The organism is Pseudorhodobacter sp. E13 (genome assembly GCF_003991405.1).
Classification (GTDB): domain Bacteria; phylum Pseudomonadota; class Alphaproteobacteria; order Rhodobacterales; family Rhodobacteraceae; genus Pseudorhodobacter.
This window is the reverse complement of record NZ_RPEN01000159.1, coordinates 169,310-183,906: the sequence shown is the minus strand read 5'-3', so window position 1 is coordinate 183,906 and position 14,597 is coordinate 169,310. Positions and strand designations below refer to the sequence as shown.

Here is a 14,597-nt window from a genome sequence, read left to right as displayed (position 1 = left end):
CCCGACCCGCCACAAGGCATATCGCCCAAATCACCTCACCCCGGCGGGGCAAGATCTGCAAGGATCGGGCAGTCGGGGCGGTCATCACCATGGCAACAGGCCACCAGATGCGACAGCGTGGCCTGCATCGCCTGCAAGGCCGCAATCTTGTCGGAAATCTGCGCCAGATGCTTTTGCGCAATCTCCTTTACATCGGCACTGGCGCGGCTCTGATCCTCATACAGCGACAGCAGCACGCGGCAATCCTCGATGGTGAAGCCCAAGGCCCGCGCGCGGCCCAGAAAGCCCAGCTTATGCACATCGCTTTCCCGAAAGGCGCGGTAGCCATTGGCATCGCGCAAAGGCCGGATCAGCCCCACCTCCTCATAGTAGCGGATGGTTTTGGCGGGCAATCCGGCCCGCGCGCTGGCGTCTTTGATGTTCATGCCATTCCCCCCGAAACCCAGCGCAGCCGCAGCGCGTTGGACAACACAAAGACCGATGACATCGCCATCGCCCCCGCCGCCAGCATCGGCGAAAGCTGCACCGCCCAAAGCGGATACAACACCCCCGCCGCCACCGGGATCAGGGCGGCATTATAGCCAAAGGCCCAGAACAGGTTTTGCTTGATATTGCGCATCGTCGCATGGCTGACCGTCAACGCCGAAACCACGCCGCGCAAATCGCCCGAAATCAGCACCACATCCGCCGCTTCAATCGCCACATCGGTGCCGGTGCCAATCGCGATGCCCACATCGGCACTGGCCAGCGCCGGCGCGTCATTGATCCCGTCACCGACAAAGGCCAAACGCGCACCATCCGCCCGCAACGCGGCCAACGCCTCTACCTTGCCTTCGGGCAAAACCTCGGCCACGACCTCGGTGATCCCCAACTCTCCGCCGATCACCCGTGCTGTGGCCTTGGTGTCGCCGCTGATCATCACCACCCGCAGCCCCATCGCCTTCAAGGCGGCAATCGCCTCTGGCGTGCCGGGCTTCACCGGGTCGGCCACCCCGATCACCGCGGCAATCCGCCCGGCCATGGCGGCAAACAGCGGTGTCTTGCCATTGGCGGCCAGCGTGTCGCCTGCCTTGCCCAGATCCCCCAGATCGACCCCTTCGCGGGCCATGAACCGGGCAGAGCCGACAAGCATCCGCTGCCCCGCCACTTGGGCGGCAATGCCAAACCCGGTGTGCGAGGCGAAATCAAAAGCAGGCGGCACCTCCAGCCCTTTGTCGCGCGCGGCCCGCAAAATCGCCTGCGCGATCGGATGCTCGGATTTGGCCTCCACCGCCGCGATGCGGGCCAGCACGACATTGCGGTCAAAGCCCTTGGCCAGCACCATATCGGTCATTTCCGGGCGACCTGCGGTCAGCGTGCCGGTTTTGTCCAAGGCAATCACCTGAACCGATTGCAGGCCTTGCAGGGCATCGCCCTTGCGGAACAGCACCCCCAGTTCCGCCGCGCGCCCCGTGCCCACCATGATCGACACAGGCACCGCCAATCCCATTGCACAGGGGCAAGCGATAATCAGCACCGCCACCCCCGCCACCAAAGCATGGGTCAGCGCAGGGGCGGGGCCAAAGACCACCCAGGCCAACACCGTCAGCGCGGCGGCCAACAGCACCGCAGGCACGAACCAGCCGGTGATCTTGTTCACCAGATCCTGCACCGGCAGGCGCGCGCCTTGCGCCTCGCCCACCATGCGGATGATCTGCGCCAGCATCGTATCGGCCCCCACCCGCAACGCGCGATAGGTCAGGGCCCCGGTGCCATTCACCGTGCCGCCGGTGATCGCCGCCCCCACGGTTTTGGCCACTGGCGCAGGCTCGCCCGAGATCATGCTTTCATCGACATAGCTGTCGCCGGTCAGCACCTCACCATCCACGGCGACCTTTTCGCCGGGGCGCAGATGCAGGATGTCCCCCACCAGCACCTGATCCAGCGGCAGGTCCTGCACCACACCGTCGCGCTCCACCTGTGCGGTTTTGGGGGCCAGCCCGACCAGCCGCGCAATCGCGGCCCCGGTGCGGCCCTTGGCCCGCGCCTCCATCCAGCGGCCCAGCAGGATCAGCGTGACGATGACGGCGGCGGCCTCAAAATACACCGCGCGGGCGGCGCTGGGCAACAGCCCCGGCGCAAAGGTGGCGATGACCGAAAACACATAGGCCGCCGCCGTGCCGATCATCACCAGCGCATTCATATCCGGCGCCCCATGCCGCAACGAGGCCCAGCCGCGCCGGTAAAACACCCGCCCCGGCCCGATCAGCACCGCCGTTGTCAGCACGAACTGGATCAGCCAATTGGTCTGCGTGCCAATCGTGCGCAGGATGAAATGGTGAAAGGCGGGCACCAGATGCCCACCCATTTCCAGCACAAACACTGGCAGCGCCAGCACAAGCGCCGTCAGCAATTGCCGCCGCAGATCGTCCATCTCGGCGGTTTTGTGGTCCTCCGCCCCAAGCTGCGCTTGTGGTTTTGCAACATAGCCCAAGGCGGCAACCGCCGAAATCAACGCATCCGGCGTCACCGCACCTGCCAAAAACCGAACCTCGGCGCTGCTCGTCGCCAGATTGACCTGCGCTTGCGTCACACCGGGCAGGGCGGCCAGACCGCGCTCCACCCGCCCCACACAGGACGCGCAGGTCATCCCCTCGATGGCCAGCGTCAGATGCGTCTCGCGCGCGGCAAACCCGGCCTGTTCCAAGGCCGCCGCCAGCGCAGGGGCAGCGCCCCCTTCCACGGTCGCGCTGTTTTGCGCAAGGTTCGCCACCGCTTTGCCCGCGCCATCGACCGCCGACAAAATCCGCTCCACCCGGCCCACGCAGGCACCGCAGGTCATGCCTTCCACTTCAAACGTATACCCGGCCATGCTGCCCTCACTTTCAAGGGCAACATAGGGGTTCCAGTCACGGGAAGGTCAAGGCCTATTCGGCAAAATCATCTCTTGACCTTCCCCCAGCAGGAAGCCCCATAGTCACCCAAACGCATCCTTCAGAGGCAAATCCAACATGACCACACTTTCCATCCCCGATATGAGCTGCGGCCATTGCAAAGCCGCCGTCGAAACCGCGATCCGCAAACTCGACCCCGGTGCGCAGGTGCAGGTCGATCTGACCACCCGCCGCGCCGAAATCACCTCCTCCCAGACCGTTCCGGCCATGATCGCAGCGCTTGCTGCCGTAGGGTTCCCGGCAGAACCGGCCTAAGCGGCCTTGCCCCCGCGGGCGCAGGGCGGCACAGTATGCCCGACAAAGCGGAGCGCCCCATGATCCTTGAAAACCGGCTGTTTGAAACGCTGTCCATCGGCGATACGGCACATTCCACCCGGCTGTGCACGGCGGATGATCTGTTCATCTTTGCCGCCGCCACCGGCAACCATAACCCCTTGCACCTGCCGGGGCTGGACGGGGACGGCGACGGACAGGCCGAGGCGATGGTGCCTTCGGCCTTTGCCGCCTCGCTGGTCGCGGCGCTTCTGGGCACGCAATTGCCGGGGCCGGGCATCGTGACCCTGTCGCAGGATTATACCTTCCATGCCCGCGCCCATGCCGGGGATGAGCTGCTGACAACCGTGACCGTCACCGGGCTGGATGCAGGCGTGGTGACGCTGGCCGCCCAAGTCACCCGCGATATGGATCAAACCCTGATCCTGTCAGGCTCCGTGCGCGTGCAGGCCCCGACCAGAACCTACCGGGTCGATGGCTCCACCCTGCCGGGTCTGACCGTGCGCCGCCATCGGCATTTTGAGGCGCTGCTGGCACTGGCCGAACCCCTGCCGCCCCTGCGCACCGCCGTGATCTGCCCGGAAAACGCCTCCTCGCTGGGGGGCGCGCTTCTGGCGCTGAAACATACCATCATCACCCCGATCCTTGTCGGCCACGCGGCCAAGATCACCGCCGCCGCCGCCGAATTGGGGGCCGATCTGACGGGGATTGAGGTCATCGACGCCCCCAGCCACACGGATGCCGCCACCCGCGCCGTGGCCTTGGTGCATGAAGGCCGCGCCGATGCGGTGATGAAGGGCAACCTGCACACTGATGACATGCTGCGCCCGATGGTCGACCGTGACAAAGGCCTGCGCATCGGCCGCCGCCTGACCCATATTTTCGTGATGGATGTGCCGGGGCTGGACCACCCGCTGCTGGTCACAGATGCCGCCATCAACATCGCACCGGATTTGCCGACCAAGGTGGATATCGTGCAAAACGCCATTGATCTGGCCATCTCCATCGGCATCGCGACCCCTCGCGTTGGCGTGCTGTCGGCGGTGGAAACCGTGAACCCCGCGATCCCGTCCTCTATCGACGCGGCGCTGCTGTCCAAGATGGCCGAACGCGGGCAAATCACGGGCGGCTTTGTCGATGGCCCGCTGGCGATGGATAACGCCGTCTCTATGGCTGCGGCCCGCACCAAAGGCATCACGTCAGAGGTTGCAGGCCGCGCCGAGGTGCTGGTGGTGCCGGGCATTGACGCGGGCAATATGCTGGCCAAACAACTCGCCTATATCAGCCATGCCGAGGCGGCGGGACTGGTGATGGGCGCGCGGGTGCCTGTCATCCTCAACTCCCGCTCCGACAGTTCCATGGCGCGGCTTGCCTCTTGCGCGGTGGCCTCCATTCACCATGCCCGCATGAAAGGGGGGGCGCTATGAAACCCACGCCAAAACCCGTTCTGGGGGCCGCCCTGACGCTGGATATGCTGGCGCTGCACCGCGATTGGATGCTTTGTGCCCCGCGCGACCTTGAAATCCAAAGCTTTTGCCTGCCGCATGTGCTGAACGGCGATCTGTCGGCCCCCTTGGCCCGCGCCAAATCCCTGATCGACGGGTTGACCGGGCGCATCGGCATCCACGGCCCCTATATCGGCTTCAGCCTTGATACCGCCGACCCGGATGTCGCGCTGATTGTGCAGGCGCGGATGCTCAAGGCGCTGGAGGTGTGCGAGGCGTTGGGGGCCACGCAAATGGTCATCCATTCGCCTATCAGCACATGGGACCATGGCAACCAGCAGGTCAGCGCCCATGACGCGATGATCCAGATAGAACGCGTGCGCTATATCCTTGGCCCTGTGTTGAAACGGGCCGAAGATACGGGCGTGGGCCTTGTGCTGGAAAATATCGAAGATGTGGACCCGGCGGCGCGGGTGCGCATGGTCGCGGCGCTGAACTCCCCGGCCTTGCAAGTGTCGCTTGATACCGGGCACGCACAATACGCCCATGTCACTGCTGGTGCCCCCCCGGTTGATACCTATGTGATGGCGGCGGGCAAACGGCTGGCCCATGTGCATCTGCAAGACAGCGACGGCTTTGCCGACCGCCACTGGCACCCCGGCGATGGCCCGCTGAACTGGCACGCCATCTTTGCCGCCCTGCACGCCCTGCCACAGATGCCCCGCCTGATTCTGGAAGTGAACGATTTGCGCAATGTCACCCGAGGGGCCGCACATCTTGCGGCGCTGGGGCTGGCAGAGTAGGCGTCGCAAAAGAGTGCGTTTCAGTTGGGTGCGATGGCCAGTCTCTGTGTCTACTTTATCGTTTTTGCCGCCATTCTGGACCCCGACAGCCTCTCCGCCGCATCGCGCCGAAAGGCCCGCCGTGTTGCAGCCGTTTTCCGCTATCTTGGCGCGGTTCTTTTGCTCTGCGCCGCTGGGGCCTTTCTCTATGCCGTTCAAGGCGTTGTCTTTGCCGGAAAAGCGCCGGATACGCCCGTTTCTGTGGCCGAGTTTTCCGAGACGAGCCTTACGGGCACCTTGGGCGAGGCAGTGCTGGACGGCTATGTCCAGCTTGATGCCCTTTCCAAGGTCAACTACCAGATCGAAAGGGCGCGAATTGGCGGCTACATCACGCTTTTCCCCCTGACAGGTGCCGATTGGCAGCCCGGCGATCCGGTAAAAACCTTCGTCACGATGCCATGGATCGCAGAGGCAAGGACGCTAGAGCAATACGCGCAGGCGCTGGTCAAAGAGGGTCTGCCCCCCGGCAGCACAGGCGCTGTTGCCCAAACCCGTCTTGCGGTCAAAGCCAGAATGTTCGGCTTCAACGGTGATCTTGCACCTACACTCCGTGCCGCCGGGCTTAACGTGACAGACCAAGCCTATGCGCTGGAATTCATCGACAACCGCCGCGCTGAAAAGCTGCAAAAGGCGTTTGCAGGCCCAAGGATGATCGCCATGATCTTTGGCGTGATGGGCCTTGTGCTTTTGCTGATCGATTTCGGCGCGCGGCGCTCCCTAGCGCGGTTTGAGGATTGAGCGTTTTTTGGGTGATTGTGGCTGCTAGCGCGGACTGCGATTCAAGTGTTAAGAATTGATGAAGATTTCAGGCGTTGTTGCGTTTTATCAATGGGTTGACGCCCATTCCGCGCGCGATTCACCGGGCGGAATCGCAGCCTATTGCAGCTTTTTCAACGCTTTCAGCAACCCGGTTTTCCGCAAGGTTCGCACCGGGTAATCCGGGTCCTCAATCATCCGGTCCAGCGTGAAGCCCGGCTCCAGTTTCTCCAGATGGGTCTGCATCAGGGCGGCGCGGTCCAACTCCCCCCGATGGGCATAAAGCGACAAAAGATACCGATAGGCGGGCCGCAGGCTGGGCGCGCCAAAAGCGGCGGCCTCGGCGGCGCGGATTGCCTCATCCACCCGCCCGGTGGCCACGCAAACCGTCGCATGATGGGCGTCCCACCAATGCCGGAACGTGGACCGGCTGGCATAGGATCGCCCCAGCGCCGACATCTGATAGGCCTGCTCGCCTTCCCCGGCCAACATCTTTGCCACCGCCATCGCTTGCAGCGCGAAGGGGTTGCGCGGGTTCGCCTCCAGGGCCTGCGCGGCGGCTTGCCCTGCGGCCACCGCATCACCAAACAGCATCGCGCGGGTCTGGCTGACAAGGGCCTTCACCGTGGAATTGCCATTCTTACTTTCCATCGCGTAATTGGTCAGGCTTTGGGCCATATCGTGCAATTCCGGGCGCTGGGCCTGGCTCAGCTCAATCGCCTTGACCATCTGAAGCAAGCCGCGCCACGCCAGATGAACGGCGTTGCCTTCCACCTCATAGGCCTGTTCCATCAAGCGATCCGCCTGACTCAGCTGCGCCTCATCAAAGGAAAACATCTTATGCAGCGCCAATTGCCCCAGCGCCGCCGATTTGGTCGCCATCCGGGACAGGCCCAGCACATGCGGCACCTTGGCAACGGTTTTCTCTGACGCTTCGAAGGCCGCACCAATCAGCGCCTCACTGCCCACAAGCGAGGTCGCGGTGCCGACAAAGCGGCAATCCTTCGCAAACAAAACCCGCCCCGAGGCGACATGCACCACCTTGATAAAGGCCAGACAGATGCCGTTATCTTCGATCACATTGCAGGTCACATCCAGATCGGCGACAGGCCCGCCCTGCGCCGCACCGTTCTGCCCGGCGGCCCCGCTGGGCCGTTGCGTGACGGTGCAGGCGGTCACATGGTCCGAGATTTCCTCGCCGATGCGCGAGGCGATGATTTCGGCCACGATCCCGCCACTGGTGCCCGGCAGGTTGGCCGTGCCGCAGGAAATGACGATTGGCTCCGCCTCAAGCTCGGCGGCAGGAAAGGCTGCGGCCAGCCCGGCGAAATGCGCGGCGGGCAGCATCCCCCCCACGGCTTGCGGGCGACGGACAGAGTCGAGCCAGCGCTGAAATGCCGGGTCGCGCACCGAGATGCCTTCCAGCAACTCACCCGCGCCTTCGCTTGCCGCCTCGATCTGGACAGCTGTTTTGGTCAGGCTGACCCATTCACGATCCGCCTCGATGATATCACCACAGGGCCCCAGCGATTTGCGCAGATCGACCAAGGCCTGCCGCAGGCTGCCCGCAGCTTGCTGGGGCGCGCGATCGCTCCACAACCGTTCTTCGATCCAGCGGCGGGTGCGGCGAAAATCCGGTGACAGCGCCAGCAGCGCCAGCACAGCCCGCGACTTATGCGGGCGGGGGGTCAGATCCTCATCATTTGCAAGGGCGCGCACCGCAAATGGCCCGTAAAGCGAAATCGCCACGGATGGTGTCGCCGCTTGATGGTCTTGCCCTTCAGGCATATCCCCAATGTCCCCCTCAAAAGACGGGTCGCTTTCCCCACTCTGGCCGCTTTTGCGGCCCCACCCTTTTGGCCCGGTCAGACCGCGCCCGACCAACCTACCACCAGTTTTCCGTTGCGGGTAGTGCCTTTACTTCGTCAAAAATCCGTAAAAATCCGCAGCCTGCGCAAAAGCGGTTTGCATTGGCGCGCGAGGGGCTTTTAGGCTTGCAAAGGCCAATTTTGTCACCGTCAGGAGTTTTTGAGCATGTCATTTTCCGGAACGCAGGGCACGCAAGGAACGCAAGGGACGCAGGGCACTCAAGGAACACAAGGCACCCAAGGAACGCAAGGGACCCAAGGCACGCAGGGCACCCAAGGGGCGGGCGGTTCGGCGGGGCCTTATCTGTCGCTGGCCCTTGCCACCACCCGGGACGGGATTTCGCGGCAATGGACCGGGGTCGGGGGCCGCGCGATTGACAATGCCACCCCCGGCGGTTGGGATGCGTTTCGCAAGATGCAGGACGGCCCGCAAGCCGCCGTGCTGGATTATGAGCTGGGCTGCCTTGCCGGGCTGGACATCAGCACAGCCCAAAAGGGGATCGTGAAGGCGCGGGCCGCTGGCGGGGCGGATGCCGTGATCCTGACGCGCCCGGTCTATGATCAGGCCTTTGTCGATGCGCAAATGTCCTTGATCCGCAGCTATGCCGATTTGCGGATGGACCGGCTGGCCGAAATTCAGGTGCAGACCGGCGATATCGTCTCATTCTTTGGGGGGCTGGGGTATCTGGACCGGGTGGCGACCAAACGGTCGCTGGAACTGATCTGGGCGGTGTTGCGCATGGTGGGGCAGATGGAGATGCGGCTGAAGATGCATTTCGATTTCCCGCGCCCGATACAGACCTCATCCGATGTGCAGCCCGTCATTCAGACCCCCGGCCATGGCAGTTGGCCCAGCGGCCACGCGACCGAGGCCTTTGCCGTGGCGCAGGTGTTCAGTGCCTTGCAGGCAGGCGGGCCGGTGGATGCTTTGGATGCCGTCACGGCGCGCAGCCATCCGATGCGGCTGGCCGCGCGGATTGCCACCAACCGCACCATCGCCGGTGTGCATTACCCCTCGGACAGTATGGCGGGTGCCGTGCTGGGGCTGGGGATTGGCGAGATGGTGATCAACTGGTTGTCCGGTCAGGCCGAAACCCCGGTGCGCCAGTTCAATGGCACCGGGTTTGTAGATGATTTCTCGCTCGAAACGCTGGAAGGCATTTTGCCAAGCGCGGGCATGGTTTCCTTTGTCGATCCTCCGTCACCGGTTCTGTCCAACCTGTGGCAAGTCGCAAAGGATGAATGGGTGCGATAACGGCGCCTCCCCAGAGCAACGTTGCCGCAACCATCGGAAAGGGTTGCCGTTTGCGCGGCAGCCCTTTTTGGTTTTTGGGGGGTCAGACCACCGAAACTGCGACCGCTTGCCGGAGGGGTGCCAGAACGCCTGCCCCTTGCCGCGCGGTTCGTCCCGGTTGCGGCTGCGGGCCATAGGTGGCGACCAGATGCGCCGCCTCAGCCATGCCGGGGGGGGGCGGAATCTGGCCATCGGCAAAGGCCTGCGCGATGAGGCGCGAGGCGACCCCCGCCGCAGCAGAGGTGCCATTGAGCGCGCGGCCCGATCCGCTGAACGTGCCGCTTGCCACCAGCCCGCGCAGGGCGGTGCCGCGATCTGCCACTGCCGAAAGCGTGGGGCCGGGCACTGTCCATGCCGCGCCATCGGGGGAATAGAGGCAGGGGCCCAGTGTGTCGCCCCGCGCGGCGCCGACCGTATAGATGCAAGGCGATTGCGCGGTGGCAAAGCTGGAATGGCTGGCGGCGCGGGTGATGGGGCCTGCGGAGTCGGGCTGGCGGTAATCGGCGGTTTCCGCATCCCAGCCATAGGCCTGCGGCGCGTCCAGATAGGATTGCCGTCCGTTCAGGCGGTAGCCCATGACGGTATCGCCGCGCTGCACCTCTAGCCGGATCGGCAGATCGTTGGGGCCAGTGGCCGCCAGCGTCAGCCGCCAGCGCCCATGCGCCGCCGTAACAGGCGCGCCGGTTGAGGCCGCCATCGCCAGAACCGCATGGGCCGGGGTGACGACACCCGGCGCGCTGGGTCTGGCCCCGACGTGATAAAACGCGCCGATGCTGCGGCCTTGGGCGTCCCGTATCAAGCGCCGGGAATTGGCAGGGATCGGGGGCAGGGCTTGCACGCGGCCATCCGGCGCGGTCAGGGTCAGCGTCAGGCGTGACAGGTCTGCCGGGGTCAGGGGCCTCAGTTCAAGGTAAGAGGGGGCGAAATCATCGGGTTGCAGGCACCAGTCGACGCTTTGCGCCACCTGCGGGGCAAGGGTGGCAAAGGCGCTTTGCCGGTTGCGCCGCGCGTTGCCAAAGGCAAAGACCAGCCGCGCCTGACGCCCGGTTTTCACCTGCCAGCGTTCCAGCAGATGTTTCACCATCGCCTCAATCGGTTTGGTGCCATCTTTCGGCCCGGCAAACGTGGCGAAAGAGATGTTGATGACCACCGGGCTGTGATCATTCATCCGCCGGGCCTGCCGCAAGATCCAGCGCACGGCGTCGATGATGCATGGTTCCAATTGGGTGCCTGCGGTATTGTCCACCGCTTCGGGGGGCAATTGCACGGCCAGAAGCGGCCAATCCTGCACCGGACCATCGCTTTCCGGGTCTGCCCCGGCGGCAAGGGCAAGGATATGGGTGCCATGGGTAAAGCCGAATTCGGTCGAACAATGCGCGCCGGGTTCCAGAAGCTGCCGGTTGAGGCGGCGATAGCTGTCCTCCTCCTCCAGCCGGGGGCCTAGGGCGAGCAGGGCATCAATATCGCGCCGGTGCAGCACTTGTCCGGCCTGCACATAGGCCGGGCTGTAGCTTGGCATCGGGATGGTCTGAAAGGCTTGCAGCCAGACCGCATGAAAGCGTGTGCGATAGCGGGCAGGCGCATGGCGGCGCAGATCGCGGCGGCAAAACCGGGTGTTGAGAAAGCCGATACCGTCATCAATCACCGCCACAATGGGGGTTTCGGGCGGGATCGGGGCGGTATCTTCGGCCAGCGCTGGGGCCGGGGTCAGCGCAATAGCGGCCTCAGGTGCCTCTATCGCGCGGCCAAGGTGCAGGAATTCCACCGCGCACGACAGCCGCGACTGGGTGGCGGCAAAGCCTCGGGCCGCGATGAAAACGGTAAAGATATCACGCGGGCTGGGCGGGGTGGCGCGCTGCGGGGCATCGGCCAGCAGGCCCAGATCCTCCAGATCGTCGCGATCCATCAAGATCTCTTGCGCCAGAAGCGCATCGGCCAGCGCGGCGAGGGCGGCGCTGGTATCCTTGCCATCCGCCTGCAAACGCACCAAGGCGGGAATAAGCTGTGAGGCGGTCGCTGCGGTTGGCTGCTGTTGCAGGCGTGCCCAATCCAGATAGGGGGTATCGGCGGGCAACATCGGGGCAGTGTCTTCGGAAAGCATCATCTGAAATCTCCGCGCGCGGCTGGTCTGCATCAATGGTTTGACTATGGCGGGGCCGCCGCCCTGCGGTCAAACCCCTTGCGCGGGGGCGGGCGGGTTTTGACGGTAGTTTCACGCATGCCCTTGGTCGCGGCTTTGGTTGGGGTGGCGCGGGGCATTGTGCTTGATACAAAATTCCAGCCCTGCGGGGATTGATCGGCAGGCTGTGCCATGCTCTGACAGATAGAACGGAGGTGCCATATGCGGGTATTCATCAACGGATTTGGCCGGATCGGGCGGTCGGTCTTGCGGGCCTTTTTGCAGCAACCGGACCGCTGGCCGGGGCTGGAGGTGGTGGGCATCAATGATATCGCCACCCCAGACATGTGCGCCTATCTGTTTGAGTTTGATAGCGTTTTCGGCCCGTGGCGCGGCACAGTTGCGATGCAGGGCGGCGATCTGGTGATCGACGGGCGCGCCTTGCCGCTGCATCGGGTGGCCGATATTTCCACGCTTGATCTGCGCGGTGTCGATCTGGTGATGGAATGCACCGGGCGCGCGGATGGGCGCGAAATGGCCGCGCGCGGGGCACGGGCCGGGGCAAAGCGGGTTCTGGTGTCTGGCCCGTCCAAGGCTGCCGATTTTACGGTGGTTCTGGGGGCGAATGAGGCGGGGCTGTTGCCCGAACACCGCATCATTTCCAACGCGTCCTGCACCACGAATGCGCTGGCCCCGCTGATCGCCTTGCTGGAGGCGGAATGGGGCGTTGTCACCGGGTCCATGACCACGATCCATTGCTATACCGGCAGCCAGCCCACGGTGGACGCGCCTGCCGCCGATTTTGCGCGCAGCCGGGCGGCGGCTGTCTCTATGGTGCCGACGACCACTTCGGCGCAGCGCCTGCTGGATCACGTTTTGCCCGCGCTTGCAGGCCGGATCGAAGGGTCGGCGGTGCGGGTGCCGGTGGCGAGTGTTTCGGCGGTGGACCTTGCGGTAATGACGCAGCGGCCCGCTGCTGTGGCCGATGTCAACGCGGCGTTTCGGGCCGCAGGCGGGGTGATCGGTGCGACGGACAAGGCGCTGGTGTCCACCGATCTGCGGGCGCGGCGCGAAAGCATCGTGATGGCCTGCCCGGAAACACGGGTAACGCAAGGCGGGATGCTGCGTGTCTTTGGCTGGTATGATAATGAATGGGGGTTCTCCAACCGGATGCTGGATATGGCGATCCGCCTGAAAGGACTGGCATGACCAAGGATATCGACCAGATCACCGCAGCCATAGCCGCGCTGCCGCAAACGCCGGGGCAACGCGTTCTGGTGGCGGTGGCAGGCCCGCCGGGGGCTGGCAAATCCACCTTGGCCGAGGCCATTGCCGCGCAGGTGCCGGGTGCGGTGGTGGTGCCGATGGATGGGTTCCATCTGGACAATGCCATTCTGGATGCGCGCGGATTGCGGCCCCGCAAAGGTGCGCCTGAAACCTTTGATGTCGCAGGGTTTGCAGCCCTTCTGGCGCGGCTGAAGGCAGAGCCGGAGGTGATCATCCCTCGCTTTGACCGCGCGCGTGATCTTGCGGTGGCGGGGGCTGCGGTTGTGGGGCCTGCCGACCGTATTCTGATTGTCGAAGGCAATTACCTGCTGTTGCAAGAGGCCCCATGGCGCGACCTTGCCCGGTTTTGGGATGTCACGGTGCAGATCGCCGTGCCGATGGTGGAACTGGAGGCGCGGCTGATTGCGCGTTGGCGCGGCTTTGGCCTGTCAGAGGCGGCAGCGCGGGCGCGCGCGCTGGGCAATGATATCCCCAATGCGCGGCGTGTGCTGGAACAGTCCGGCCCGGCCGATATTTGCGTCACGCAAGGCGATACATAGGGCGAAACCCGGCGCGGCAGGCGCTTAAGCGGTTGGATTCATTGGCCGCCCCGGCTTGTGCCTGCGCCCCTGCATCCGCTTGCGCCTCTGTCAAAATGATGCAACCTTGCGCGGCGATGCTGCGTAAACAGAAAGGCGCCCGATGAAACAGATCCCGCTCGGCTCTACCGGTTTGATGGTGTCGGAATATTGCCTTGGCACGATGACCTGGGGCTCGCAGAACTCTGAGCGTGAGGGGCATGACCAGATTGCCATGGCTTTGGAGCATGGGCTGAATTTCTGGGATACGGCGGAAATGTATCCGACCAATCCGGTGCGGGCCGAAACCATTGGCGGCACCGAAGAGGTGATCGGCAATTGGTTTGCGCGCAATGGCGGGCGCGACAAGGTGGTGCTGGCCACCAAGGTCACGGGGGAGGGTAACGGCTATGTGCGCGGCGGGGCCCCGGTGACGGGGGCGGTGCTGCGCGAAGCGGTGGAAGCCTCGCTGAAGCGGCTGAAGACAGATTACATCGACCTGTTTCAGATTCACTGGCCCAACCGTGGCTCTTATCATTTCCGCAAGATGTGGACCTATGCGCCGCAGACCACCCCGCCTGCCGATATTTTCGCCGATATGACGGATGTGCTGCAAACTGCGGGTAAGCTGGTGGCGGAAGGCAAGATCCGCGCGATTGGCCTGTCGAATGAAAGCGTCTGGGGGGCGGCGAACTGGCTGCGGCTGGCGGCGGCAATGGGCCTGCCGCGCATGGCCAGCGTGCAGAATGAATATTCGCTGCTGTGCCGTCAGTTTGATACCGATTGGGCCGAATTTGCCGCGATGGAGAATATGCCCTTGCTGGCCTTTTCGCCGCTCGCCGCTGGGTTGCTGACGGGCAAATACGCGGGCGGGGTTATTCCGGACGGCACGCGCCGGGTGAACACGCCAGAACTGGGCGGCCGCGTCACCCCGCGTGTGTTTGAGGCGGTTGCGGCCTATCTGGGGATTGCATCGCGGCATGGGCTGGACCCAATTCAGATGGCACTGGCCTTTGTGCGCAACCGTCCCTTTCCGGTGATCCCGATCATCGGGGCGACCAGTCTGGAGCAGTTGCGCACAAATATCGGCGCGGTTGATCTGCATTTGTCCGAGGCGGTGCTGGAGGAGATTGACGCCGCCCATCGCCTTTATCCGGCCCCGTTCTGACATGGCGACCGGGGGCTTTCTTCGCCTGTTGTCCGCGCTTGGGGTGGTGCTTTCG

The 14,597-nt window shown here is 64.2% G+C and carries 12 protein-coding genes; 8 read left to right on the top strand and 4 right to left on the bottom strand.

Translation table 11 applies throughout. From position 1 onward, the window contains the following. Positions 1-35 precede the first annotated feature (35 nt). Both cueR and EGN72_RS16995 read right to left on the bottom strand, forming a co-directional pair. Entirely contained in the window at positions 36-425 is a 390-nt protein-coding gene (gene cueR / locus EGN72_RS17000) for a Cu(I)-responsive transcriptional regulator (protein WP_127049766.1), read from the bottom strand. Further along, entirely contained in the window at positions 422-2,851 is a 2,430-nt protein-coding gene (locus tag EGN72_RS16995) for a heavy metal translocating P-type ATPase (protein ID WP_127049764.1), read from the bottom strand. The genes cueR and EGN72_RS16995 overlap by 4 nt, the downstream gene beginning before the upstream one ends. Before the next feature lie 139 nt (positions 2,852-2,990). On the opposite strand from EGN72_RS16995, the gene EGN72_RS16990 reads away from it, so the two are divergent. The 4 genes from EGN72_RS16990 to EGN72_RS16975 are packed head-to-tail and all read left to right on the top strand — an operon-like array spanning position 2,991 to position 6,231. Then, positions 2,991-3,188, top strand: coding sequence for a heavy-metal-associated domain-containing protein (locus tag EGN72_RS16990; protein ID WP_127049762.1), 198 nt, complete (start codon positions 2,991-2,993; stop codon positions 3,186-3,188). A gap of 59 nt (positions 3,189-3,247) precedes the next feature. Continuing rightward, entirely contained in the window at positions 3,248-4,633 is a 1,386-nt protein-coding gene (locus EGN72_RS16985; protein WP_127049760.1) for a bifunctional enoyl-CoA hydratase/phosphate acetyltransferase, read from the top strand. Beyond that, positions 4,630-5,454, top strand: a complete 825-nt coding sequence (locus EGN72_RS16980; RefSeq protein ID WP_127049758.1) for a sugar phosphate isomerase/epimerase — start codon at positions 4,630-4,632, stop codon at positions 5,452-5,454. Before EGN72_RS16985 ends, EGN72_RS16980 begins: the two co-directional genes overlap by 4 nt. Before the next feature lie 33 nt (positions 5,455-5,487). Continuing rightward, positions 5,488-6,231, top strand: a complete 744-nt coding sequence (locus tag EGN72_RS16975) for a hypothetical protein (RefSeq protein WP_127049756.1) — start codon at positions 5,488-5,490, stop codon at positions 6,229-6,231. A gap of 138 nt (positions 6,232-6,369) precedes the next feature. On the opposite strand, the gene EGN72_RS16970 is transcribed toward EGN72_RS16975, so the two are convergent. Further along, positions 6,370-8,037, bottom strand: a complete 1,668-nt coding sequence (locus tag EGN72_RS16970; RefSeq protein ID WP_127049753.1) for a hypothetical protein — start codon at positions 8,035-8,037, stop codon at positions 6,370-6,372. A gap of 246 nt (positions 8,038-8,283) precedes the next feature. Here EGN72_RS16970 and EGN72_RS16965 point away from each other — a divergent pair, with 246 nt between their 5' ends. After that, positions 8,284-9,372 (top strand): phosphatase PAP2 family protein, encoded by a 1,089-nt coding sequence (locus EGN72_RS16965; RefSeq protein WP_127049751.1) that lies wholly within the window; start codon positions 8,284-8,286, stop codon positions 9,370-9,372. 82 nt (positions 9,373-9,454) lie between these two features. Here the strand turns inward: EGN72_RS16965 and EGN72_RS16960 are convergent, their stop codons facing one another. Beyond that, a complete protein-coding gene (locus tag EGN72_RS16960) occupies positions 9,455-11,515 on the bottom strand; it encodes a S8 family serine peptidase (protein WP_127049749.1) in 2,061 nt (686 codons plus the stop codon). A 237-nt stretch (positions 11,516-11,752) separates the two neighbouring features. On the opposite strand from EGN72_RS16960, the gene EGN72_RS16955 reads away from it, so the two are divergent. From EGN72_RS16955 to EGN72_RS16945, 3 genes are all read left to right on the top strand, one after another. Then, on the top strand, positions 11,753-12,739 hold the full coding sequence (locus EGN72_RS16955; RefSeq protein ID WP_127049747.1) for a type I glyceraldehyde-3-phosphate dehydrogenase: 987 nt from the start codon (positions 11,753-11,755) through the stop codon (positions 12,737-12,739). Then, positions 12,736-13,356 carry a nucleoside triphosphate hydrolase gene (locus EGN72_RS16950; RefSeq protein ID WP_127049745.1) on the top strand — a complete coding sequence of 207 codons (621 nt, stop codon included), beginning with the start codon at positions 12,736-12,738 and terminating at the stop codon, positions 13,354-13,356. The genes EGN72_RS16955 and EGN72_RS16950 overlap by 4 nt, the downstream gene beginning before the upstream one ends. A 142-nt stretch (positions 13,357-13,498) precedes the next feature. Beyond that, a complete protein-coding gene (locus EGN72_RS16945) occupies positions 13,499-14,542 on the top strand; it encodes an aldo/keto reductase (protein ID WP_127049743.1) in 1,044 nt (347 codons plus the stop codon). The last annotated feature ends 55 nt before the right edge of the window (positions 14,543-14,597 follow it).

Excerpts from the sequence above, each read along its gene's own strand:
- EGN72_RS16970 (WP_127049753.1), bottom strand. The coding sequence starts at position 8,037 with ATGCCTGAAGGGCAAGACCATCAAGCGGCGACACCATCCGTGGCGATT.
- EGN72_RS16990 (WP_127049762.1), top strand. The coding sequence starts at position 2,991 with ATGACCACACTTTCCATCCCCGATATGAGCTGCGGCCATTGCAAAGCC.
- EGN72_RS16995 (WP_127049764.1), bottom strand. The coding sequence starts at position 2,851 with ATGGCCGGGTATACGTTTGAAGTGGAAGGCATGACCTGCGGTGCCTGC.
- EGN72_RS16955 (WP_127049747.1), top strand. The coding sequence starts at position 11,753 with ATGCGGGTATTCATCAACGGATTTGGCCGGATCGGGCGGTCGGTCTTG.
- EGN72_RS16985 (WP_127049760.1), top strand. The coding sequence starts at position 3,248 with ATGATCCTTGAAAACCGGCTGTTTGAAACGCTGTCCATCGGCGATACG.
- EGN72_RS16975 (WP_127049756.1), top strand. The coding sequence starts at position 5,488 with ATGGCCAGTCTCTGTGTCTACTTTATCGTTTTTGCCGCCATTCTGGAC.
- EGN72_RS16960 (WP_127049749.1), bottom strand. The coding sequence starts at position 11,515 with ATGATGCTTTCCGAAGACACTGCCCCGATGTTGCCCGCCGATACCCCC.
- EGN72_RS16965 (WP_127049751.1), top strand. The coding sequence starts at position 8,284 with ATGTCATTTTCCGGAACGCAGGGCACGCAAGGAACGCAAGGGACGCAG.
- EGN72_RS16945 (WP_127049743.1), top strand. The coding sequence starts at position 13,499 with ATGAAACAGATCCCGCTCGGCTCTACCGGTTTGATGGTGTCGGAATAT.
- EGN72_RS16950 (WP_127049745.1), top strand. The coding sequence starts at position 12,736 with ATGACCAAGGATATCGACCAGATCACCGCAGCCATAGCCGCGCTGCCG.
- cueR (WP_127049766.1), bottom strand. The coding sequence starts at position 425 with ATGAACATCAAAGACGCCAGCGCGCGGGCCGGATTGCCCGCCAAAACC.
- EGN72_RS16980 (WP_127049758.1), top strand. The coding sequence starts at position 4,630 with ATGAAACCCACGCCAAAACCCGTTCTGGGGGCCGCCCTGACGCTGGAT.